Here is a 24,919-nt window from a genome sequence, read left to right as displayed (position 1 = left end):
AAATTTGAAGGCTTATTTTTTATAAATTTTTAGAATTATTTTCCGGAGTATAATCCATAAATAGACCTCCGTCCAGGCTTACTTCCTTCACTTTCTTTTTGATTGGAATCGTTAAAGCAGTTTGTTTCTGATTTTTCTCCCATAGAGAAGGGGTAAAATGTAGATTTTCAACACCACCATCATCATACTTTATTACCGCATCAAATGGAATAGCAAACCCACCAATATTATCTATATTTACAGTAAGTAGATCGTTCTCCTGAGCTGCCTTTGTAATTTTCAGATCTATATAATTGTTGCTGTAGAACCAGTTATTCCAAAACCAATTAAGATCTTTTCCAGATCCTGTGTTCATAGAATTAAAATAATCCCATGGGATCGGATGTTTTCCATTCCAATTATCCATATAGTGATGTAGAGCTTTCTTAAACAAATCATCTCCTAAATAATCTTTCAGGGCCAAATATGATAAAGAAGCTTTAACATACGAATTGTTTCCATATCCTGAACCACTTACCTGGGTACTCATGGTTATAACAGGTTGATCCTGTTCTGTAGATGGATCGTTGATCCATTTTTTTACTCTGAAATTTTTATAAAATTCTTTTGCTTTTGCTTCTCCATTTTCATCAATCCCTATTAAATATTCTAATGTTGTCGCCCAACCTTCATCCATAAAAGCATAACGGGTTTCATTAATTCCCATATAAAAAGGAAAATAAGTGTGAGCAATTTCGTGATCGGCCGTTAATCTTGCATCCTGAAAATCATCAGGAATACTGCTATCATTGATCATCATTGGATATTCCATATCAGCATACCCTTGGATGGCAGTCATTACAGGGTATGGATATTCTACACCAGGCCAATTTTTTGAAAACCAATCCAGATTATAGCGCATCCAATCTACATAATGCTCAAAATCTTTTGCTTCAGCTCTATAAGCAGCCTGCACACTGGCTCTTTTTGTTTTTAGCTGAACACTTGCTCCATCCCAAACGTAATGATTGCTTAAAGCAAAACAAAAATCAGTAATGTTGCTGGCTTTGAATTTCCAGATATTCCATTTATTTTGCTTGGTTACCTTTCCTGATTTCATTTCTTCCTGATTGGCAATATGAACTACCTGGTCACTTTTTAATGAAGATCTGTATCTCTTTAAATAATTTGGCTGCAGCACTGAATCAGGATTCAGAAAATCTCCGGTTGCCCAAACTACATAATTTTTAGGAGCAGTAATCGCAAAGTTATAATCATTAAAATCATTATAAAACTCTTGCCTGTCTGAATGTGGAAGCACATCCCAACCATTATAATCATCATATACAGAAATCCTAGGGAAAGAATAAGCTACATAAAAAGTCTCAGGATCAATTTGCCCTTCTCTTCCACTTTGTACAGATAAAGGATATTCCCATTCTATTTTGATTTCAGATTTTGATTTCGATTTTAAAACAGTTTGTAGCTTGACACTTTCGACAGTCCCCCAATCGTCACTATTTACATTGTATTTTTCTCCATTTACAATGAAAGATTTAATATGTAAACCTAAAGATAAGAAGTCCTTTGATACAAAGCCAGATCTTGGAGCTTGCGGTTTATGAAGATTATTTACAAATCTTATCGCCAGTGACTGTAAATCATTTGGGCTATTATTAGTATAAGTAATGGTTTCTTTTCCAGAAACTACTTTTGTATTAGCATCTACTTTTACCTCAACATTATATATTCCTTTATTCTGCCAGTAGTTTTTTCCTGGAGCCCCTGAAATGTCGCGTGTTCCATTTTCATATGCTTTTTTTATATTTCTTGGCATGTATAATTCCTGACCTGAAAAATGGTGCACCGAAGCAACCATTAACCATCCAAAAAGCAGTCTCTTCATATCTTATTTTTAAAAATAAGTGTCAAAATTAGGTAAAATGTAACACAGAATTATAATTTATCATCTTTTTAAGTCTGATAAAAGCAAGTTTTAACATATTTTATTTACATCCGATCTTGTTCATCTGCCTTTTTTATGTTCTTTGTATTCTTAACAGACTGATTTCCAAAGTTAAATTTTAGGGTAACCGAAAAACTCTGAACATCACGATAATCCAAATAATAATTATCCTGATTAGCGTATTTTGTACTTACCTTCTCTCCGGAAGTCCTAAAAATATCGTTTAATAAAAGACTTGCTTCCAGCTTTTTGCTGAAGAATTTCTTATTCATCACCAAATAGGTGGTTGAAGAACTTGAAATCCTAAACGTTCCCTGTATAGAAGGAGAATTATACTGATGTCCAACTTCTATTTTCCAGTCACTGTTTTTATCTAATGTGAAGCTTGTGGAAACATCCGAAACCCAGTTCCAGACTTTATTTTTATATAAAATATTATCAACACCAATAAAATAATTTTGATTATTTTCAAGATTTTCAGATACACTTAAACTCCACCACGGCTTAAGCTGGAAACTTTTGTATAAACTCAACCCGTATGCTTCTCCTTTTTCAATATTTGTGTAATGATAGATCAGATTATTATTGCTGGGTTCCTGATATGAAATCTCCATTGATGGGGAAACCTCTTTTCGGTAATAAAAATCAAAATTCCATTCCTTCCAGGTATAAGTTAAATTAAGATTATGAATAATTGTTGCTTTCAATTTTGGATCACCCTGGAAATATGAAAACAAGTTATAATAGGACTTTGCAGGATTTAGCCATGAGTAGGAAGGCCTGCTGATCCTCTTTCCATAAGATAATCCAAATTGGTGATTATTCTCTGTTGTGTATTGGGCATACAAAGTAGGAAATACTCTCCAATAATTATTTGTATTCACTTCGTAAGGCTCCGAGACAATACCCTCAAGATCTGTTTTTTCAGCACGTAAACCGGCTTTAAAGTTCCACTTCCCGGGATTGTAAGCCAATGAACCATAAAGTGCAAAATTATGTTCCTTATAATCAAAAACATTACTTTTTTCAGGTCTGTATTCCACCTGCCCATTTTCGTTATCAGAAAAATCCAATTGACTATCTGTTTTTACAAAGCTATATTTTGCACCTGATTCCCACTCCCACTTCTCATTTTTCCATTGATAATCTGCCTGGGTAGAATACAACTGAACATTATTTCTATTATTCGTTAAAAAATTATTTTCTCCCGGAGGCTGATTAATAAAATCAAGATGAGTAAGAACATTTTGATATTTACGGGTATTATTTCCTGCAAAATAATTGATCCACGCCAAGCTGCTTTTTTTGTTTAATTTTCTTTCCACCTGAAAGCTTAAGGAATTATTGATGGAACGAGAATTATGATCATTGATTGTGATATAACTAGATTCAACCACATTTTGATTATTATAAATTAAAGTAGGTACATGATAAGTTCCGAAAGATCTTGGATTAAAATTCCCAGAGTAGTTGAGACTTAAATTAGTGAGACTATCCAATTCGTATTCAACATTAAAATTCAATGTATTCTGACTCTTATTTTTGTCTTTTCTGTTCATTGTACTGATCCATCTGGTAGCACTTTCTACGTAGTTTACATAATCTGTTCCTTCACGATAATAAGTTCCTGAACCAAAATAATAACTCCCCATCATTGAAAGCTTATCTTTCTTATAATATTGAGAAATTCCTACCAAGCCTTTTGCGTATTGAGTTTGTACATACTTGGAAGAAAGTGTACCACGATAGCCCTCTATTTTATTCTTTTTCATAACAATATTGAGAACAGCACTTCCTGATGCTTCATATTTCGCAGGTGGGTTGGTAATTACTTCTACAGTTTTCAACTCATCTCCTTGTGTACTTTCTAAAAGATTCTTGAGCTCATCCCCTGTAAGCATAACTTTTTTATCATTGATGGTCACCAGAATACTTTGACTTCCCTTAATAGCCAAAACATCATTATTAGCTGTAACACCAGGGGTTTTCTTTAAAATTTCCCATGCATTAAGAGAGGAAATATTGCTATTCTCCACATTAAATTCAAGACGGTCAATCTTTCTTTTAACCAATGGTTTTTGTTTCGTCATCACCACCTCCTGAATATCTTGAATCTCTTTTTTTAAAACAATATTTATCGGTTGATTTTGAATTTCCAAATCCAGGTTTTTCTCAAACTGGGCATACTCCAGATCCTTAACGATTAATTTTACAGATTTTTCAGAAATATCCTGTATTACAAATTCTCCATTCTCATTAGTAATTAGTTTTTTGAGCAATTCATTTTTTGAATTTACAATTTCAATGGACACCAATGGAAGCTTTTCTCCTTCAGCATTTAATACCGTTCCTTCAATTTTTTGTTTCTGAGAAAACAGAAATATTGGGAGACATAAAAAAAATAGAAACTTATACATGACTTTTATTTTAACAGAAGAAAGATCTTCCGTTACAAAAGTGTATATTATCAGAGGAAATTTCGGTTAATAGAAGGTTAATGATGAGTTAATGTCTATTAGGAAAAAAGGAAATTTTTATATTTGTTCAGATGATTTCCAAAAGTAAAAATCTTATCGCTCTTTTTACAGTACTATTCTTGTTTCTCTTAGGAATTCAAGCTTATTTTACCTATAAAACATATCAATTAAGAGAGCGTGAAATCTATAGAACTATACATAAAAGACTTACTCCATATACGGACAGACTAGAGGACAAGGGTGGGGTAAAAAAGATACCTAATCAATCACTGCAACAGATCTTTATAAAATACAACAATAAAGAAATCAGTAAAAAAGAATTCTTAGCCTTTTTCACTACTAACAGAAAGAATGTTGAGAAACAATTCAGCCAGTATGTAGATAACGAATTCAAAAAAGAAGGATATATAATCGCCGTGAAAATCGAGTATAAATCCATCACTTTTGTCCCTACAAAAACCAATCTCATAGATCAACCTATCATTGTTTACGAAACTGAAAATAAAGTTACAGAACCTGGATCCACCAATACCGGGACATGGGAAACCTCTTCAAAGTCAGTTTCTGATGATCTTCCAAAAATTGAAAGAAATAACACCTTCTTTTTAAAAAGCCAAACCAGTTATCAAATTCTAAATATTAAAAATATCGTTTTTAAAGACCTGGCTTTACTTATTTTATGTTGTATTGCAATCCTATCCAGTGTTCTAATACTGTATATTTTCACCGTTAAGAATCTCATCCGACAACAAAGACAGGTTGAAATTTTACATACAGTTGTTGACAACATCTCGCATGAGTTTAAAACCCCCATTGCTACACTTAAAATAGCTTCAAAAGCTTTAAAAAAGAATTTAAATCCAGAGACGCTACCACTTATAGACAGACAGATCACCCGTCTTGAAAACCTGATGTCTCAGCTTCATGAAGATGAAACAGAAGAAGAAATATCTACAACAAAACCCGAAGACTGGGACTTCTTTATTGAAGATCTAATCTTTACGTATTCAGAAATCCAGTTTGATTTAAAAAATGAAATATCACAAGAACTTCCATTTGATAAAAACCTGATGGAAACTATGGTGAAAAATCTTTGCGAAAATTCCGTGAAATATGGTGCATCTATTGTAAAAGTTAAGATTACCCAGCCATTGCATCATTTAGAAATTGAAGTTTCGGATAATGGACAGGGAATGGAAAAAAAAGAATTGAAAAGCATTTTTGAAAAATTCTATAGAATACAATCCAATAACATACACAATACAAAAGGTTTGGGTTTAGGCTTATATTTTATTCAAAAAATCATCAAAAAATATAATGGAAAGATAGAAGTTGCAAGTAAGCTAAAAGAAGGAACAACGTTTAAAATACAAATGCCTTATGAAAACTAAAATTCTTTTGGTAGAAGATGATCCTGACTTTGGAATGATTTTGAAACAATATCTGGAGCTGGATGAATTTGATGTAACCTGGTTTCAAAATCCTGAAGATATAATACCTTTATTAGATTCGGACTTCTCTTTCCAAATTGGAATTTTAGATATTATGATGCCAAATATCGATGGATTTTCTTTAGCTAAAATAATCCTAAAAGAGAAACCTCGTTTTCCATTACTTTTTCTAACCGCAAAAAATCAAAAAATAGACAGGCTTACCGGTTTAAAAATGGGTGCTGATGATTATATCGCTAAGCCTTGTGATCCTGAGGAACTGATCCTTAGAATAAGGAATATTTTAAAAAGAAGTACCCTTCCATCTGTAGAAACACAATTAAAAATCGGTGATTACATTCTCGATTCTGAAAAACTTCTGTTATCACATCCTAAGGGAAATGTTCGACTAACGATCCGTGAAAAAGATCTCATACTTTATCTTTTGAAATACAACCATCAAACCATAAAGCGTGATGACATTCTTGACAACCTTTGGGAAGCTAATGATTATTTTTCAGGAAGAAGTCTGGATGTTTTTATAAGCAGACTTAGAAAATATTTCAGTGATGACCCACAAATAAAAATCCAATCCCTGAGAGGAATTGGATTCGAAATTGATTTCCCGAAGAAATAATATTTTATAATGATAGATCTACAATAACAGGAAAATGATCTGAAGGGTATAATAAGTTCGTCCTTCTATCATTGATATGCCTATGGGATCTTACTTTCATTCCTTTTACAAAAATATAATCAATCCTGTCTTTAGGGATTTCATTGACATTGAATGCCGTGAAAGTTCCTACCGGACCATAATGTTTAGTTTCGGAATTATAAAAACTATCTTTAAGATTTTGAGAAATTATTTTAATTGGTTCACTGGTATCCGTTAAATTAAAGTCTCCACTTAACGTTAATGGTAAATTTTTAGGATTTAACCCTTTTATCTTTTTTAAAATTAATTCTGCGGATTTCGTTCTTGCTACATTTCCGATATGATCAAAATGAAGATTCATTGCTAAAAATTCTTTTTTAGATTTCTTATCCTTGAAAACAGCATAAGTACAAACCCTGTTGCAGGCAGCATCCCAACCTTTGGAAGGTTTTTCAGGAGTTTCCGAAAGCCAGAAAGTGCCTGACTGTAATACCTGCAATCTTTCTTTATCATAAAAAATAGCCGAAAACTCACCATCTTCTTTACCATCATCTCTTCCTACTCCTACATAATCATAGTTCTTCAATCCACTTTTAAGGTCTTTCATCTGCTCCGGAAGTGCCTCCTGAACCCCAAAATAATCCGGGTGATAATACATTAGTAAGTCCAGTACCTCCGGTTTTCTTTCGGTCCATGCATTTTCTTTATCAGAATCTACTTGAAGCCTGATATTAAAACTCATTACTTTAAGATCCTGTGAAAATCCAGTGGCAAAAAACATTAAAAAAAAGATTGAAAACTTAAAATTCATAATCATAATTATTTTAAATAATAAGATAACAAAAATAAAGCTTCTCTATGATAGAGAAGCTTTAAAAACATGATTATATTGTTAAATATTTGTTCTTTTAGATGTTTTAAAGAAAACTATTCTCTTGTGAATTTGAATTCTTTTGAGCCCTGCGTAAAAGTAATCGACTTTTTATCTTTACTAAAAATGATAGCGAGTCCAGCCTGATCAAAAGTAAATTTACTGTTACCAGCATATTCAAGCGGAAACTCAGGTTGTCCTGTTCCTTGCCCAAAAAGCTGTCCGTTTTTTTCAGTAAATGTTATTTTTATTGGAACTTCTTTACTACCAAATATTCCTGTAAATTCTTTCAGGTTAATTTTTTCAGCAGGCTTTACTTCTTCTGTAGGCCAGCTATTATTTTTCGGATTAATATCTGGGATCTGAGAATTCGGATCCAATTTCACCTCATTGATCTCTTTAGCAGTATCTACTTTAAAAGTCCATTCGTTATTACGTTTCCAAAGTTCAATAGGAAGTTTTACAATCTGTGTGGTTCCATCTTTAAACTTGATCTGTACTGTAGTTGGCATCGGTAATTGACCAAGATTCTCAACCGTAATCTGAGCTCCATTTTTAAAATCGCCATTGATGTATTTCACGTTCTTAACGGATTGATCAATTTTCCATTTATTAAAGAACCAACCCCTCCAGAACCAGTTCAGTTCTTCACCGGAAACATTTTCCATTGTATGAAAGAAATCCCATGGTGTTGGGTGTTTAAAAGCCCATCGTGCAATATATGTTCTAAAGGCCTTATCAAATTTTTCAGGACCAAGAACTGATTCTCTTAAAATCCCTAATCCCATACCCGGTTTAAAATAAGCAAGAACGCCAATGTTTCTTTCTTTCATATTATCGGCACCAACCATTATCGGCTCAAAATTATCACTCATCAGAAAACTTCCGGTTTGAGCGATATTCTGTTTTTTATAATATTCACCTTTATTGAAAGCTTCTGTAGATAATTCATTGATAAATGTATTAAAACCTTCGTCCATCCATGCAAATAACCTCTCATTAGAACCTACAATCATTGGAAACCAGTTGTGTCCGAATTCATGGTCGGTAACTCCCCAAAGGTCATCGCCTTTAGAATCCATATGACAGAATACAATACCCGGATATTCCATTCCACCTTCATTTCCAGCAACGTTTGTGGCTGCCGGATAAGTATATTCATACCATTTCTGAGAATAATGTTCTATTGCTGCCTTGGTATATTCTGTAGATCTCCCCCAGGCCTTCTCACCACCACTTTCTGCGGGATAAGCAGAAATAGCTAAAGATTTTTTACCACTTGGCAGGTTAATTTTTGCTGCATCCAATACAAATGCCGATGAAGATGCCCAGGCAAAATCCCTTGCCTGATCTATTTTAAATTTCCAGGTTTTAGTTCCTGAGGATTGATTTTTACCAATTTCTGATTCTGGACGGATCATTATAGTTTTATCACTGTTTCTTGCCTGCTCCCATCGGTTATTTTCTTCCTTGCTATATACTTCTTTATAATTGAGAAGTTCTCCAGAAGCTACTACATACTGATTAGCTGGAACCGTAATGTTTGCTGTGATATTTCCATATTCTAAATAGAATTCTGATGCACCAAGATAAGGCATTGTATTCCAACCCAGCACATCATCGTAAACACACATTCTTGGATACCACTGTGCCATGGTGAAAACTTTACCATTTTTAGTTTCCTGTACTCCCATTCTATCAGACCCATATTCTGGAGATACAAAAGAATACTCTATTGTAATTTTTGCGACTCCACCTTTTGATTTAAGATCCTTAGGCAGATCAATCTGCATTCTCGTATCGGTAATCGTATATTTTACATCCTTACCGTCAAGTTTCACAGATTTAATTTTATAACCACCTTCCAGTTTTTCTCCATGAGCACCATTTCGGCTTCCTGTCATAGGTACTACACCATTACCACGTGAGTCTTTCTCAAATAAATTCTGATCCAGCTGTAACCAAAGAAAGCTCAGTTGATCCGGGCTGTTATTGGTATATTTAATTTCAGCGGTACCTGTAATTTCATTTTTAGTATCGTTCAGGCTAACATTTAGATTGTAGTCGGCTGAATTCTGCCAATAAGCATGACCTGGCTGCCCGCTTGCAGAACGGGTTTCCGTCCCCGTCTGAGGATAGAAGAAAGGTTTGAATGCTTCTACATAATCATATTTCGGAGTTTCCTGAGCAAAAGCAGATCCTGAAAACAGAAAGACTGCAATAGCGGAAACAAGGGTTGGGAGTTTACAATTCATTTAAAAAAAATTTAAGATCTTGTTAGATAAGTAAAAAAAATCCCGAACTTGTTACAGATTCGGGAATATTTAACTAATTTGATTTTTTGGATTTGATCATAGCTTCTAAAGCATCCCACATTTCTTGCGGAACATCTTCCAACATATTGAATTCTCCAGCACCTTGAAGCCATTCACCACCATCGATGGTTACTACTTCTCCATTCATATAAGCAGAATAATCTGAAACCAGATAAGCAGCTAAATTAGCCAACTCCTGATGTTCCCCAACTCTCCTTAACGGCACTTTCTTTTTCATATCAAATTTCTCCTGTAGATCTCCGGGAAGTAATCTATCCCAAGCTCCTTTTGTAGGAAATGGTCCTGGAGCAATAGCATTAAATCTGATTCCATATTTTGCCCATTCTACCGCTAAAGATCTGGTCATAGCCAAAACTCCTGCTTTGGCACAGGCTGAAGGAACAACATAAGCTGAACCTGTCCAGGAATACGTCGTCACAATATTTAAAACTGTTCCTGGAGTTTTAGAATCTATCCAATGCTTTCCTATAGAAAGTGTGCAGTTTTTTGTTCCCTTCAAAACAATATCTAAAATAGAATCAAAAGCAGAATGCGTTAATCTCTCTGTTGGTGAAATAAAATTCCCTGCAGCATTGTTCAATAAAATATCAATTCTTCCAAATTCCTTCAGAGTCGCTTCTTTCATCGCTTCCACTTCATCCCAGTTTCTTACATCGCACGCAACACAAAGAACTTTACCTCCTGTTTCATCTTCCAGTTCTTTTGCTGTCCCCTGTAGCTTTTCAAGATTTCTTGAAGTAATAACAACTTTAGCTCCAAGCTCTAGAAAATATTTGGTCATAGCTTTTCCAAGACCACTTCCGCCTCCTGTTACAATAGCTACTTTATCTTTTAATGCGCCTTCACGTAACATTGGTTGTGTATATAAATTCATATAAATTTTATTTTTTCCTAAAAATACTAAATATTGAATTCATGCCATTTAAAATAATGGGATAAATAATAATGTTATAAATAGTTATTCTCTGCTATGTTTAAAAGTCATAGAAGAAAAATGACAATAGCTTACAAGACAAGGCAAAAAAACAACCTTGTCATAAATGGCAAGGTTGTTCTATGATTATCTTATCGTAAAATGTATTATGAAACCACTACTCCTTTAAATGAAAGTGTTTTAGGAGTTTTGCTTTCGCTTGTTGTAACATTCACCGTTTTCATGAAAGGGCCTGCAGCAGCTGCATTAAAACTGGCTTCTACAAATCCTTTTTTTCCTGGAAGAATTGGAGTTTTAGTATAATCTGCTGTTGTACAACCACATGATGGCGCTACATTTTCAATAACTATTGGCTTTGAAGATGTATTGGTAAATTCAAATCTGATAATCTTTGGTTTTCCTTGCGGAATATTTCCTACATCTATAGATTCTGATTTCCATTTAATTGCATCTGCAATCATTCTTACTATTGAAGTACTTTCAGCAGTAAATACATTTGCATAAAACGGTGAGAATGCCAAAACAGCCAAAAGTGCTGAGATTTTTAATTTTTTCATGAGTATAAATTTTATTTGTTATAAAGATTTAAGGAACCGGTTATTATCTTTTTGTATAGCAAATGTAAAGCGGATTAGCACTACAACTTGTTAACCGCTGTCAAACATTTGTTAACGAGTTGTTAATGATAAAAGATTAATAGATATTTTTGGATAATATTGTTTCAGAAATGAAAATAAAAAAACTTAATATCATTATAACGTTAGGATTCATTGCTATTATCGGAATTTTAATAGCTCAGCTGCTATGGACCCGACAGGCATATAATCTTGAAGATAAAAAATTTAACCAAAAAGTAAATATCGCTTTATTAGAGGTAGCGGAAAAATTGTCTGGTGGAAAGGCTTCTTTCACAGAAAACCCTGTACAGAATATTGCCAATGACTATTACGTGGTCAATACCAATAATGAGTTTCACCCTGTCGTTCTGGAACATTACCTTAGAACAGAATTCACCCGTTTTCAAATTAATACCGATTATGTATATGCCCTATACAATTGCCATAGCGATAAAATGATTTATGGGAAATATATGTCGAAAAATCAGGAGAGCCCCAGTGATAAGGTTATTAATTTTCCAAAGCATAAAAATCTGATCTATTATTTTTCCATACGCTTTCCTGATAAAACGACTTATTTAATAAGTTCACTTAGGTTTTGGTATTTACTTACATTTGCTCTTATTATCATTCTCTTGGTATATGTATATTCCATATATACTATTATTGAACAAAAAAAATTCTCAGAACTACAACGTGACTTTATCAATAATATGACCCATGAATTTAAAACACCATTATCTTCTATACTTTTAGCTTCAGAATCTCTCAGTAAGCAAAATATAGTACAGGAAAACCCCAAACTGCAAACTTATACTTCCATCATTATTAATCAAAGCTATAAGCTTAATAACCACATTGAAAAAATACTGAATATTGCTAAAAATGATTCTTCAGGACTGTCCTTAAAGCCCATAAAAATAATACTGCTTCCATTTGTTCAGGAAATTACCAGTACCATACAGCAAAAGAATGAAAATGTTACCATTCATGTAGAAATCGAAAACAGCTTCTCCATAATGGCAGATGAATTTCATTTTACAAATATCATTTACAACATTTTAGATAACTCCATAAAGTATTGTGAAGGAAAACCCCAAATTGTAATTTCAGCATCTAAAGACTCAAAAGGCTTATATTTAAAGTTTAAAGACAATGGAATGGGGATTCCTGCTAAAAATATTTCTGATATTTTTGAAAAGTTTTACAGGGTGAATACAAAAAAGACGGAGGAGATCAATGGTTTTGGATTAGGGTTATTTTATGTAAAAAAAGTAGTCCGGCAACATAACTGGAAAATTTCAGTTGAGAATAATACAGATAAAGGAATTACGGTAACGATCTTTTTCCCATTTTAAATTTAATAATGTGTAGATATGGAGAAATCTAAAATTTTATATGCAGAAGATGACAAAACTATAGCTTTCCTCATCGAGGATAGCCTGGAAAGTTATTATGAAATCTACTGTTATCCTGATGGAAGATCTGCACTTGATGCATTCAATAGCCAGAGTTTTGACATTTGTCTTTTGGATATTATGATGCCAGAACTGAATGGATTTGAAGTAGCCCAGGAAATCCGCAGTAAAAATTCTGAAATCCCCATCATTTTCATTTCTGCAAAAGCTTTAAAAGAAGACAGGATCAAAGGGCTGAAAATTGGTGCTGATGATTATTTGGTAAAACCATTCAGCATAGAGGAATTAATCCTAAAAATTGAAGTTTTCCTGAAACGCACAAAGAAAACAGATACCTCTCAGCTAAAATATAAAGTCGGAAAATATAATTTTGACCCCAAGAACTATACCCTGCAGGATATGGAAAGCAGCATCACGCTTACACAAAGAGAATCTGAACTGCTATTATATTTTATCCGCCACAAAAATGTTGTTCTAAAAAGGCAGGATATCCTTAAAGCGATCTGGGGTGATGATGATTATTTTATGGGACGGAGTCTCGATGTATTTATTTCCAGACTGCGTAAAGTACTTATTGATGAGAAGAATATTTTGATTGAAAATCTACATGGAATAGGTTTCCGTTTTTCTGAAAAAAAATAAATACTTAACGAATTTCATATAAAGTAAGGCAGTAGATAATTACTCTTTGTTTTTTATTTAATTTTATCTTTTTAAAAATTTACCTACCCATGATAAAATCAGGAACTTATCTTTTTGTATTCCTGCTATTTTTTAGCATCAGTTTTAAAGCTCAAAAATTTGAAAAATTAATTCAATATGTCAATCCACTTATCGGAACTGAAAAAATGGGGCACACCTATCCTGGAGCGACAGTTCCATTTGGCTCTGTTCAGTTAAGCCCTGAAACAGATACCATCTCCTATGAACTCAACGGAAAATATAATGGGGAAGTTTACAAATATTGTGCAGGTTATCGCTATGAAGACAAAACAATTGTTGGTTTCAGCTCTACTCATTTTAGCGGAACAGGTCATTCAGATTTAGGAGACTTATTGATGATGCCTACAGTAGGAAAATTACAATTCAATCCTGGAACGGCCTCCAATCCTGAAAGCGGTTACAGAAGTAGATTCTCTCACCAGAACGAAAAAGCAGAAGCTGGTTATTACAAAGTAAAACTTGAAGATCACAATATTTTAGCTGAGCTTACAGCAACAACAAGGGTAGGTCTTCAGCGCTATACATTTCCAAAATCAGATCAGGCACACATTATTTTAGACCTGATGGCCGGGATTTATAATTATGATGGTAAAAACGTCTGGACTTATGTCCGTGTAGAAAATGACCACACCATTACCGGATATAGACAGACCAGTGGTTGGGCGAGGACAAGAACCGTTTATTTTGCCATCCAATTTTCCAAACCTTTTAAATCATACGGTCAAAAAAACTATGATGGCAAACAGGTTTATGGAGGTTTCTGGAGGAAATTTGACCAGACTAAAAATTTCCCTGAGATCGCCGGAAAAAATCTGAAAATGAATTTTGATTTCGACACGAATGAAAATGAAGCTATTGAAGTAAAATTAGCATTATCCCCTGTCAGTCAAAACAATGCCATGGACAATCTGGAAAAAGAGGCCGGCAACTTATCTTTCGATCAGGTAAAAGTAAAAGCTCAGGAAAATTGGAACAATGAGTTAAACAAAATTATCGTTAAAGGTTCCGAGACCGAAAAAACAAATTTCTACACGGCAATGTATCATACATTCATTAATCCTACAACTTATATGGATGCCAATGGTGAATACAAAGGTTTGGATCAAAATGTTCATAAAGCGAATGGATTTACCAACTATACTACATTTTCACTTTGGGATACCTACCGAGCCTTACATCCTTTATTTAATATTATTCAGCCCAAACGAAATGATGATATCGTAAAATCTATGATGGCTCATTATGAGCAATTCTCTATGAAAATGCTGCCGATCTGGTCTCATTATGCTAATGAAAACTGGTGTATGAGTGGTTATCACAGTGTGAGTGTAGTGGCAGACGCTATTATCAAAGGAGTTTATACCGGCGATCCTAAAGCTGCATTAAAAGCCTGCGTTGAAACAGCCAACAAAAGAGATTATGAAGGGATAGGACAATATATAGATTTAGGCTATATTCCTGCTGAAAAAAGTGGAACTTCAGTTTCAAACACTTTAGAATATGCTTATGACGATTGGGCAATTGCTCAATTGGCAAAACATTTAGGTGAAACAGAAATTTACGATCAATTTATCAAGCGTTCCGGAAACTGGAAAAATAATTTAGATAAAAACATCGGGTTTATGCGACCTCGTTTAGCAGATGGAAGTTTCAAAAAAGATTTTGACTTACTGAGTACTCACGGGCAAGGATTTATTGAAGGTAACTCATGGAACTACAGCTTCTTCGTTCCCCAAAATCCTGATGAGCTTATTACTCTAATGGGTGGCAAGAAAAAGTTTTCAACAAAACTTGATGAATTATTTAGCATGCATTTACCTGATGAATTTTTTGCAGATACGGAGGATATTACACGTGAAGGAATTATTGGTGGCTATGTTCATGGAAATGAGCCGGCTCATCATGTCGCTTATCTTTATAACTGGGCAGGACAACCTTGGAAAACACAGGCACAGATCCGTCATATTTTAGAAATGCAATATAAAGCTACTCCAGATGGATTAGGAGGAAATGATGATGCCGGGCAGATGAGTGCATGGTATATATTAAGCTCTCTTGGATTCTACCCTGTTGCTCCCGGATCTGAAGATTATGCAATTGGAAGCCCGGCTATAGAACATGCAACACTAAATTTAGAAAACGGAAAAACCTTTGAAATTGAAGCGGTTAATCAAAGTCCAAAGAATGTATATGTAGAAAAGATTGTTTTAAATGGTAAAGAAATAAAGAATTTCATATTGAAACATTCTGATATTACGAGTGGAGGGAAATTGACTTTTTACATGAGCGCGAAAGCGAAGAAATAATTAATATTTATCATTCTCAAAAAACATAAAAGAGGCTGTCTAATAAGACTGCCTCTTCAATTTATTCCTGAACCTCAAAAAGCAAACGCTCCCCGAATTTTTCTTCCGCAATTTTTCCGTTATCATATACCAAATGACCATTTACAAAAGTATGAGTCACTTTAGAATGGAAATTCATGCCTTCCAATGGACTCCATCCACATTTGTACAAGATATTTTCTTTAGCTACCGTCCAGTTTTCATTTAAATCAACCAGCACTAAATCTGCTTTATATCCTTCTCTAACAAAACCTCTTTTATCAACTCTGAATAAGATAGCCGGATTATGACACATCTTCTCAACAATCTTTTCTAAAGAAATTTTACCATTCTTAAAATTCTCCAACATTACCGTCAATGAATGTTGAGCCAATGGGGCACCTGAAGGACACTTTGTATATACATTCTGTTTTTCTTCCCAGGTATGTGGAGCATGATCTGTCGCAATCACATCAATTCTGTCATCCAAAAGAGCTTCCCAAAGTCCATCTTTATCTTTCTGCGTTTTTACAGCAGGATTCCACTTTATTAATCCGCCTCTGGTTTCATAATCCTCATTGGTAAAAGTTAAGTGATGTACACAAACTTCGGCTGTTATTTTTTTATCTTTTAAAGGGATATCATTTCTGAAAAGTGCTGTTTCCTTGGCTGTTGAAAGATGAAAAACATGAAGCCTTGCTCCCGTTTTTTGTGCCAGTTCGATCGCTTTGGAAGAAGACTTATAGCAAGCTTCTTCGCTTCTTATTAAATGATGGAATTTTACCGGAATATCTTCACCATATTCATCAAGATACTTTTGAGTATTTGCTCTGATGGTTGCTTCATCTTCACAATGAACGGCTATCAGCATTTTGGTATTGCTGAATATATTCTCTAAAGTTTCAGGGTTATCTACTAACATATTTCCTGTAGAAGAACCTAAAAACAATTTAATCCCCGGAACATTTCTAGGATTGGTTTTTAGAACTTCCTCAAGATTATCATTAGTTCCCCCCATCATAAAGCCATAATTCGCATATGCTTTTTTAGAACCTATCTCATACTTATCAGCTAACAATTCCTGAGTTACAGCGTTTGGAACGGTATTAGGCTGATCGATAAAACTTGTAATACCTCCTGCAATAGCAGATCTGGATTCACTTTCAATATCTCCTTTATGTGTTAATCCTGGTTCACGAAAATGCACCTGATCATCAATCACTCCTGGTAAAAGAAACTTTCCGGAAGCATCAATAACCTGATCAGCATCTTCAGAAATATTGGGCTGTATTTTAGAAATTAAATCATTTTCAATTAAAATATCGCTTTCAAAGATCTTTCCTTCATTAACGATTGTTACATTTTTGATAAGGGTTCTCATTTACTTTTCTTTAGACTTTAGATTCCTTACAAAATTAAGGTTTATGAATGAATTTTAATATCCTTGATAAAAAATCAATTTCTAAATATTTACATTTGCAAGAAATTTCGCATTTTGAAAAAACTTCTTAACGAAACTATTATATATGGAATTGGGGCAATTATGCCGAGAGTGATTGTAGTATTGCTTAATTATTTATTCATAAAACACATCGATGTCAGCGATTTTGCGATCTTCACCAATCTCTATGCATTAATTTCTTTTGTTAATATTGTTCTCTCTTTTGGTTTTGAAACAGCTTATTTTAGATTTTCATCCAATAAAAATGATGAACAAAAAGTTTTTAATACTTCATTTTGGTTCCTAACCGTTTTATCCAGTGTTTTTTTAATATTGGTATTACTTTTTAATCAACCGATTGCGAATGTCTTCGGATACTCTAATACACCGGAATTTATCCGATGGTTTGCCTGGATCGCATTTTTTGACAACCTACTTGTTATACCTTTAGCTTGGCTGAGATTTAATAATAAACCTATTAAGTATGCAGCAGTAAGAGTAATACAAGCTATTTTCCAGAGCATTTTTGTAATTGCTTTGTTCCTTTATATTCCCGAAGAACTTAGTTTTAAATTTGGTTTAAAAGAAAAAGTAACCTATCCTTTTTACAGTAATCTAGCAGCCAGTTTTTTAGGGTTTATTCTTGTTTTTCCAATTATACTGAAACTTAAATTTCAGTTTTCTAAGGACCTTTTCATTCAAATGATTAAGTACTCGTGGCCAATTATGATCGCGGGATTGGCATTTATGGTGAATGAAAACTTTGACAAGTTTATTCAAAAATTTATTATAGATGATGGAGCGGCCGGAGCTTATGGTGGCTGTTATAAAATGGCAGTATTGATGACTCTCTTTGTAACTGCATATAGAATGGGTATTGAACCTTTTTTCTTTAAACAAATGCAAAATGAAAATGCTAAGCTCACCTACGCAAAGGTAACTGAATATTTTTCTTTCTTTGCTTCTGTTGTTGCTTTAGGAATCATTGCTAATGTATCATGGATAAAGCTTTTGCTGGTACCAAACAGTTCTTACTGGATTGCTATAAATATTATTCCGATTATTGTAATTGCCAATTTATTTTTTGGAATTTATTATAATCTTTCAACATGGTATAAAGTGACCGACAGAACAAGAGTAGGTACCTATATCTCCTGGACAGGTGCTATAATTACCATTGTTTTAAATCTTTTACTTTTACCTAAATATGGTTTTATGGTTTCTGCCTGGGTAACCTTAGCAGCTTACTTTACCATGATGGTTCTATCTTACTTTTTAGGTCAAAAATATTATCCAATTCCATATAGGATGAAGAAAATCTCTTTCTTTATTCTACTTTTGTCCGTATTCAGTTACATGATAGTCAATCTTTTCGATTATAACTTCTGGGTAGGTAACCTTTTATTTTTATCTTATACGGGAATCTTATTGTATACCGAAAAAGATATGTTATTATCAAGAATCAGAAAAGACTAAACTTTGGTCTCTATTTTGATGCTAGTGAATTTGAAAAATTAAACGAATATTTAAAAATAATACGATTACGCATCTAACTTGGTTTTATTATTACCTATAAACCATAAATCAAATAAAAAACAACTAAAATATCCAAATATAATTTATGAAAATTATCGTTCCAATGGCTGGACGTGGTTCCAGATTACGTCCACATACACTTACCGTTCCAAAACCATTAATTCCTATTGCAGGAAAACCTATCGTACAGAGATTGGTAGAAGATATTGCTAAAGTTGCCGGTGAAGACATCGAGGAGGTAGCTTTTATTATCGGAGATTTTGGCGCTGAAATTGAAAAATCCCTGATCCAGATTGCTGAAAAATTAGGCGCAAAAGGAAGTATATATTATCAAAACGACCCTCTTGGGACAGCCCATGCTATTAAGTGTGCAGAAGATTCAATGCAGGGAGATATCGTTATTGCATTTGCAGATACTCTTTTCCGTGCAGATTTTCAATTGGACAAAAATTCAGATGGTGTTATCTGGGTGAAAAGTGTAGAAGATCCTTCAGCATTTGGTGTTGTTAAATTAGATAACTATGGTTTTATCACAGATTTTGTTGAAAAACCTACAACTTTTGTTTCAGATTTAGCAATTATTGGTATTTATTATTTTAACAGTGCTGAAAAATTGATGAGTGAAATCAATTATATCATGGATAATGATATTAAAAATGGTGGAGAATATCAATTGACAACGGCTCTAGAAAATTTAAGAGCAAAAGGAGGTAAATTCAGTCTTGGTAAAGTAAATGACTGGATGGACTGTGGAAATAAAAATGCAACTGTAGAAACCAACAGTAAAATTCTTGAATACGAGAGAGAAGAAATGTCTCACTACCCTGCTTCCGCAGTAATTGAAAATTCTTTAATTATTCAACCTTGTTTTATCGGTGAAAATGTAAAAATTTCCAATTCTAAAGTAGGACCTGGAGTCTCACTTGGAAATAATACAGTCATTGTAAATTCAAATATTGAAAATTCATTGATCCAGGAAAATACAAAGATCAATCACGGAAATCTATCAAATTCTATGATTGGTAATTCGGCACAGTATTTCGGAGTAGCAAGGGAAATTTCGTTAGGTGATTATTCTGTTTTAGATTTTTTATCTAAATAGTTAAAAACTGACATTAATAATTAAAAATATATTCAAACCACACAAAATGTTTTGTGTGGTTTGGCGTTAATATTGCAAAGTAATATTTTAATCGAAAAGATAAATACATGAAAAATTGGGTTCCATTACTTTTATTACTTCTCGTTTTGTCATCTTGTAAAACTCGGAACGTTGCTAAAAATAATAATAGCAATGCTAAAGACAGTATTGTCATAGAAAACAACAACAATCCAAAAGATGTAAATGAACCTGTAAGAGATAAATTTACATTCTATGAACATGTAGTGATCCCACCAAAATTTGATCAGATTAAGATCAACAGTAAGGTAAATGTAGAGACAGGAAGTTTTGTACCGACACTTGACGCGACCATCTATATCGAAAATAATAAAAAAGTGTGGATGAATTTATCTGCATTGTTTATTAATGTTGCCAGAGGAACAGCAACACCTGAAGGCGTAAAAGGATTTGACAGAACCAGCAAATCATATATCGATTCTGATTTTGAATATCTCAATCATTTATTGAACGTTAATTTCATCGATTATAAATCTTTGGAGAAAATATTAATGGGTAGAACTTTTATAAAAATTAATGATTCTCAATTCAATCTTACAAAAAATGCTCAGGGCTATCAACTGGTATCGACTGTAAATCAGAAAATCGTAACAGAAGAAAAGACCAGAGAATATAAAATTTCATTGCAGTATGATGAAAATTACGATCTTTTGAGTGTTCATCTTAAGGATGTCTTATCACCAGATGAGCTAGAAATCTCTTATAGCAATTGGGGGGAATATAATGAAATTCGTCTACCAAAAAATGTTAAAATAATTATAAAAGGTTCAAAAACAAGTCAGATTTTACTAGAAAATACGAAATTTGATTTTTCGAAGATGGAGGCGGCCTATTCAGTCCCAGCCAATTATAAGAAAATTGAAATTAAATGATTAAAAAATTTAGCTTTTTAATAGGTATTTTATTGTTCGGATTGCACAATGGGCAACAAAACAAGGAACAATTGCAGAAGCAAAATGCTGAACTTAAAAAACAAATCACCCAAATAAATTCAGATCTAGCTAAAACAAGAAACGAATCCAAGCTTTCTATAGCATATCTTACCAATATTAATAAAAAACTGGCTTTAAGAGAAAAAGTTTATTCTAATACTCAAAAGGAAAAAAGATTTATAGAAGACGACATTTATCTGCGTCAGTTGGAAATCAACCGTCAGAACAAAGAACTAGCCGTTTTAAGAAAGAATTACGCTGAAGTTTTGGTAAACGCCTATAAAAATAAAGGAGTACAAAATAAAGTCACCTTTATTCTTTCTGCCAAAAATTTAGGCGAGGCAATTCGAAGAGTCCAATATCTTAAAGAATACTCCGATTATCAGGATAAAAAAGCAGCCGAAATTACAGATGCCGCCACTCAGATCAAAAAAACAATTGCTCAGAGACAAAAATCTGTGGTGGATAAAGAGCACCTCTTGGTTAACCAACAAAAAGATTTAACAACAATAAATGTTGAACGTGCACAGAAAGAACAGCTTGTTCAGGAATTTAAGAAAAATGAATCTAAATTAACCGGTGAGCTTAAACAGAAACAAGTACAATCAAAAGCACTTGAAGGACAGATCAGAAGTATTATTCTTGAGGAGATCAGAATTGCCAAAGCTGAAGAAGAAGCAAGAAGAAAAGCTGAAGCAGAGAAAATACGTTTAGCCAAGATCGCTGCAGAAAGAGAGAAAGCAAGAATTGAAGCTGAAAACAGAGCTAGAGCTGAAGCGTTGGAAAGAGAAAGAAAATTGGCTGAAGCTGAAGCTAAAAAGGCTACAGAATTAGCTGCAAAAAGAGCGGAAGAAGAGAGAAAACGAACAGAAGAAGCTGCACGTGCAGAATCCAATGCAAAGGATGAAGCAAGAAAAATAGCGGCTGCGAAAGCTTCATCAGAAGCGAATGCAAGAGCAAGAGAAGCAACCAATAAATTAACAGCTGCAAAAGCTGCAGAGGCAGCATTGGAAAAGAGAAAAGATGATGAGAAAAAAGCTGCAGAATCTAAAGCTATGACAAGTTTTGGGGTTTCTACAGCCGCTGGAAATAATTTTGCTGAAAACAGAGGTAAGCTAGGCTTCCCGGTTGATAAAGGCCAAGTTACCCATCGCTTCGGTAGACATCCTCATCCTGTTTTTAAAAATATTGATGAAGAAAATAATGGAATTAAGATTTCCGTTCCGTCTGGCACTCGTGCTAAATCCGTATTCCCAGGCACCGTTTCTTCAGTTATCGCAAGTAGTGACGGTACAAAAACGGTCATGATAAAACATGGAAATTATTTTACAATATATTCTAATTTAGGAGGTGTAAATGTTTCTAAAGGACAGCAGGTCTCTGCAGGTACTATTGTAGGTACTGTAGGACAGGATTTTGATGGCTCTTATACTCTTGATTTCCAGGTATGGAACGGCAGTACACCAGTCGACCCATTAGGGTGGGTTTCTTATTAAAAAAAGACTAACTTTGTAAAAAATTTAGAAATGGAAACATTAACAATACTTGCCTTATCATGGCAACATATCCTTATCGTGGCAATCCTTCTTGTTTTACTTTTCGGAGGTAAAAAAATTCCGGAATTAATGAGAGGTGTGGGATCAGGTATCAAGGAATTTAAAGATGCAGTAAAAGAGGAGGATAAAAATCCGACTGAAAATAAAAACTCTTCGACAAATAACCCATCTAGCAACTAAAATTCTTCAGAATTAATGAATTTCACAGAGACTGCATGGAAAGTCTTCAATCAATCTATTGAAGACTACCACGTATTTGATGACGTTAACAATCTAATTAATAATCCTTTCGAAAAAGACAGTTTGGAACGAATTTTGTACGCAAAGAACTGGATTGATACCGTTCAATGGCATTTGGAAGATATTATTAGAGATGAAAATATTAATCCGGTTGAAGCTCTTCAATTAAAGAGAACAATAGACGCTTCTAATCAGCAAAGAACTGATTTAGTGGAATTTATTGACAGCTGGTTTCTTAATAAATTTAAAAATATAACTCCTAAACCGCATGCAAAGATAAATACAGAAACACCCGCTTGGGCTGTAGACAGATTATCAATACTTGCACTAAAGGTTTATCATATGTCACTAGAAGCGAATAGAGAATCTGCTTCTGAAGAGCATCGTTTAAATTGCCAGGCAAAATTAGATGTGCTTCTTATACAGAAAGAAGACCTATCAACTTCTATTAATCAGTTGCTTACTGATATTGAAAACGGTGATGTTAAGATGAAAGTATACAAACAAATGAAAATGTATAACGATGAAAGTCTTAACCCAATCCTTTATCAAAAGGGGCAACAAAAATGAAAAGATTATTTTTTTTTGGAATACTGTTTATACTAACTTCTTCTTGTGCATCGGAAAAATTAAATTTTTCTCCGTTGTCAAGTAATTTTTATAGTGAAGCAAAAGGTTCAGATTCTGATAGAGGACTCAAGAAAAGCATAGACATTAATATCAAAGAAAATGTAAATGCCTCTGAAATATCTAATTTAATTTCCACCTTTCCTAAATTTAAAAACATTAATGTAAACGAAGAAGTAGTTTCACTGAAGTACAGCTTGCAGAATTATTTATATGCAATAGATGCCAATAATGTTGCAGGAAAGAACAGAGCGGTTAAAAGCTTTGAAAAATCTTATAAAAAAATTCAGAAACTAAGACAGAACCTTCCAAAAGATGATGACGAAATACTCAACAGATATCTGGTAAGATTGAAAACCAATATTTCTGTGATCGAGGATGCTATAAAAGGAAATTAAAAAACGACTACCTTATTAATGATTAAAATTCAAGCGGAAGCAAACGTTCCTACGGAACATGGAACTTTCCGAATGATCGCTTTCTCTGAAAACGAAAATGACTGGATGCCTCATATGGCAATCATCGCTGAAAACACAGACTTTTCAAAACCAGTCAATGTACGTTTCCACTCAGAATGTATTACCGGTGAAGTGTTCCATTCAAAAAAATGTGAATGTGGGCAGCAATTGGATGCTGCTATGAAATATATCCATGAAAATGGGGGGATTATTATTTATCTTCGTCAGGAAGGAAGAAATATTGGGATTATTAATAAGTTAAAAGCTTATTCTCTACAGGAAAAAGGATTTGATACTGTAGAAGCCAATTTACAGCTTGGCCTTCCCGCAGATGACAGAAATTTCAATGTTGCCATTGAAATTTTAAATGTCCTGGAGGTAAAAGATATTAATCTCCTAACGAATAATCCTGAAAAGGTAAAATATGTTACAGAAAGTAATATCCACCTTAACTCAAGGATTCCTTTACAAATCCCTGCTAATGACATTAGCAGAGGCTACCTACAGACAAAAAAAGATTATTTTGGTCATCTACTGGATGACAACGATAATTAAGATACAAACAAAAGGCTTCGGAATAAATTCCGAAGCCTTTTTTAATTATAAAAAACTGAAAAGATATTATTCTAATTCTTAGTCTTTATTTTAGACTCATCAATATTGTAATATTTAATTACGCTATAGTAATCATTGTAATCCACTGGAGCCGCAGCTTTACTACTTGTTTTAGCAGATCCTGTATTAGCAGGTAATATTACCACTCTAAATCTTTTATTCGTGTAATACGTTGAATTTCCACTTGCGCTTAAATTCAATGTAGAATTTACGTTAATACCAATATCAAACTTACTGAAGTCAAATGAATAATCTACCGCAACATTGTTATTAGTAAAGAAAGTATAAGGAAGCAATCTCCAGATTGGAGAGTTATTATTCGTAAGACCTGTTTGCAAATAAATAAGAACAACATCAGATTGTACTAATGGATTGGTAAATGCATCTGAATACTGATATAAATTATCATTTGTTCTCGTGAAAGTCGGCGTAATATCAAAAGCTGTACCTACCGTATCATGATCTTCAAAATTGTTATTATCATCATCTTTATCACAGCTAAAAATAAATAAGCTGACAAAAGCTAATAGGAGGATTGGAAGAAATTTTTTCATTTTTATAAAAGTTTTAATTATTATTTATAAAGCACATCCAAAACATA

Annotated in this window: 21 protein-coding genes; 13 read left to right on the top strand and 8 right to left on the bottom strand. The window is 33.5% G+C overall.

The annotated features are described in order from the left end of the window. Positions 1–19 precede the first annotated feature (19 nt). Together J7E44_RS15325 and J7E44_RS15320 are read right to left on the bottom strand one after the other, a co-directional pair. Entirely contained in the window at positions 20–1,885 is a 1,866-nt protein-coding gene (locus J7E44_RS15325) for a M1 family metallopeptidase (protein ID WP_214831241.1), read from the bottom strand. 104 nt (positions 1,886–1,989) lie between these two features. Next, positions 1,990–4,362: an outer membrane beta-barrel family protein gene (locus J7E44_RS15320; protein ID WP_214831240.1), complete on the bottom strand. Its 2,373-nt coding sequence runs from the start codon at positions 4,360–4,362 to the stop codon at positions 1,990–1,992. Positions 4,363–4,493: 131 nt separating this feature from the next. Here J7E44_RS15320 and J7E44_RS15315 point away from each other — a divergent pair, with 131 nt between their 5' ends. Further along, entirely contained in the window at positions 4,494–5,813 is a 1,320-nt protein-coding gene (locus tag J7E44_RS15315) for a sensor histidine kinase (RefSeq protein ID WP_214831239.1), read from the top strand. After that, on the top strand, positions 5,803–6,489 hold the full coding sequence (locus J7E44_RS15310; RefSeq protein WP_214831238.1) for a response regulator transcription factor: 687 nt from the start codon (positions 5,803–5,805) through the stop codon (positions 6,487–6,489). Before J7E44_RS15315 ends, J7E44_RS15310 begins: the two co-directional genes overlap by 11 nt. 4 nt (positions 6,490–6,493) lie before the next feature. Here the strand turns inward: J7E44_RS15310 and J7E44_RS15305 are convergent, their stop codons facing one another. The 4 genes from J7E44_RS15305 to J7E44_RS15290 all read right to left on the bottom strand — a co-directional run bounded on the left by J7E44_RS15305 (position 6,494) and on the right by J7E44_RS15290 (position 11,208). After that, positions 6,494–7,321 carry an endonuclease/exonuclease/phosphatase family protein gene (locus tag J7E44_RS15305; protein WP_214831237.1) on the bottom strand — a complete coding sequence of 276 codons (828 nt, stop codon included), beginning with the start codon at positions 7,319–7,321 and terminating at the stop codon, positions 6,494–6,496. Positions 7,322–7,437: 116 nt separating this feature from the next. Continuing rightward, positions 7,438–9,636, bottom strand: coding sequence for a M1 family metallopeptidase (locus J7E44_RS15300; RefSeq protein ID WP_214831236.1), 2,199 nt, complete (start codon positions 9,634–9,636; stop codon positions 7,438–7,440). Between the two features lie 73 nt (positions 9,637–9,709). Further along, the gene (locus J7E44_RS15295) at positions 9,710–10,591 is read right to left on the bottom strand and encodes an SDR family oxidoreductase (protein ID WP_214831235.1); all 882 of its coding nucleotides are present in this window, start codon (positions 10,589–10,591) and stop codon (positions 9,710–9,712) included. Positions 10,592–10,797: 206 nt separating this feature from the next. Further along, complete coding sequence (locus tag J7E44_RS15290; protein ID WP_214831234.1) at positions 10,798–11,208, bottom strand: DUF1573 domain-containing protein; 411 nt, start codon at positions 11,206–11,208, stop codon at positions 10,798–10,800. A gap of 170 nt (positions 11,209–11,378) precedes the next feature. On the opposite strand from J7E44_RS15290, the gene J7E44_RS15285 reads away from it, so the two are divergent. The 3 genes from J7E44_RS15285 (at position 11,379) to J7E44_RS15275 (ending at position 15,715) form a co-directional block, all read left to right on the top strand. Then, entirely contained in the window at positions 11,379–12,626 is a 1,248-nt protein-coding gene (locus tag J7E44_RS15285; RefSeq protein ID WP_214831233.1) for a sensor histidine kinase, read from the top strand. A gap of 18 nt (positions 12,627–12,644) precedes the next feature. Then, positions 12,645–13,328 (top strand): response regulator transcription factor, encoded by a 684-nt coding sequence (locus J7E44_RS15280; RefSeq protein WP_214831232.1) that lies wholly within the window; start codon positions 12,645–12,647, stop codon positions 13,326–13,328. An 89-nt stretch (positions 13,329–13,417) separates the two neighbouring features. Beyond that, positions 13,418–15,715 carry a GH92 family glycosyl hydrolase gene (locus J7E44_RS15275; RefSeq protein WP_214831231.1) on the top strand — a complete coding sequence of 766 codons (2,298 nt, stop codon included), beginning with the start codon at positions 13,418–13,420 and terminating at the stop codon, positions 15,713–15,715. A gap of 61 nt (positions 15,716–15,776) precedes the next feature. On the opposite strand, the gene J7E44_RS15270 is transcribed toward J7E44_RS15275, so the two are convergent. Continuing rightward, positions 15,777–17,114, bottom strand: coding sequence for a dihydroorotase (locus tag J7E44_RS15270; RefSeq protein WP_214831230.1), 1,338 nt, complete (start codon positions 17,112–17,114; stop codon positions 15,777–15,779). Between the two features lie 114 nt (positions 17,115–17,228). Between J7E44_RS15270 and J7E44_RS15265 the strand changes: the two genes are divergently transcribed. The 8 genes from J7E44_RS15265 to ribA all read left to right on the top strand — a co-directional run bounded on the left by J7E44_RS15265 (position 17,229) and on the right by ribA (position 24,258). Beyond that, complete coding sequence (locus tag J7E44_RS15265) at positions 17,229–18,650, top strand: lipopolysaccharide biosynthesis protein (RefSeq protein WP_214831229.1); 1,422 nt, start codon at positions 17,229–17,231, stop codon at positions 18,648–18,650. Positions 18,651–18,795: 145 nt separating this feature from the next. Further along, positions 18,796–19,812 (top strand): sugar phosphate nucleotidyltransferase, encoded by a 1,017-nt coding sequence (locus tag J7E44_RS15260; protein WP_214831228.1) that lies wholly within the window; start codon positions 18,796–18,798, stop codon positions 19,810–19,812. 107 nt (positions 19,813–19,919) lie between these two features. Next, positions 19,920–20,762 (top strand): lipoprotein insertase outer membrane protein LolB1, encoded by an 843-nt coding sequence (gene lolB1 / locus J7E44_RS15255; RefSeq protein WP_214831227.1) that lies wholly within the window; start codon positions 19,920–19,922, stop codon positions 20,760–20,762. Further along, positions 20,759–22,318, top strand: a complete 1,560-nt coding sequence (locus tag J7E44_RS15250) for a peptidoglycan DD-metalloendopeptidase family protein (RefSeq protein ID WP_214831226.1) — start codon at positions 20,759–20,761, stop codon at positions 22,316–22,318. The genes lolB1 and J7E44_RS15250 overlap by 4 nt, the downstream gene beginning before the upstream one ends. Before the next feature lie 30 nt (positions 22,319–22,348). Next, entirely contained in the window at positions 22,349–22,558 is a 210-nt protein-coding gene (locus J7E44_RS15245; protein ID WP_172284324.1) for a twin-arginine translocase TatA/TatE family subunit, read from the top strand. 15 nt (positions 22,559–22,573) lie between these two features. Continuing rightward, positions 22,574–23,188 (top strand): DUF4254 domain-containing protein, encoded by a 615-nt coding sequence (locus tag J7E44_RS15240; RefSeq protein WP_214831225.1) that lies wholly within the window; start codon positions 22,574–22,576, stop codon positions 23,186–23,188. Further along, complete coding sequence (locus J7E44_RS15235; protein WP_214831224.1) at positions 23,185–23,643, top strand: hypothetical protein; 459 nt, start codon at positions 23,185–23,187, stop codon at positions 23,641–23,643. The genes J7E44_RS15240 and J7E44_RS15235 overlap by 4 nt, the downstream gene beginning before the upstream one ends. Before the next feature lie 18 nt (positions 23,644–23,661). Beyond that, entirely contained in the window at positions 23,662–24,258 is a 597-nt protein-coding gene (gene ribA, locus J7E44_RS15230; protein WP_214831223.1) for a GTP cyclohydrolase II, read from the top strand. A 71-nt stretch (positions 24,259–24,329) separates the two neighbouring features. Here ribA and J7E44_RS15225 read toward each other — a convergent pair whose 3' ends face one another. Next, entirely contained in the window at positions 24,330–24,872 is a 543-nt protein-coding gene (locus tag J7E44_RS15225) for a hypothetical protein (protein ID WP_214831222.1), read from the bottom strand. Positions 24,873–24,919 lie beyond the last annotated feature (47 nt).

Source organism: Chryseobacterium sp. ISL-6, from assembly GCF_018613715.1.
GTDB lineage: Bacteria > Bacteroidota > Bacteroidia > Flavobacteriales > Weeksellaceae > Chryseobacterium > Chryseobacterium paludis.
The sequence above is the reverse complement of the archived record's forward strand: the minus strand, read 5'-3'. Positions and strand labels throughout refer to the sequence as shown.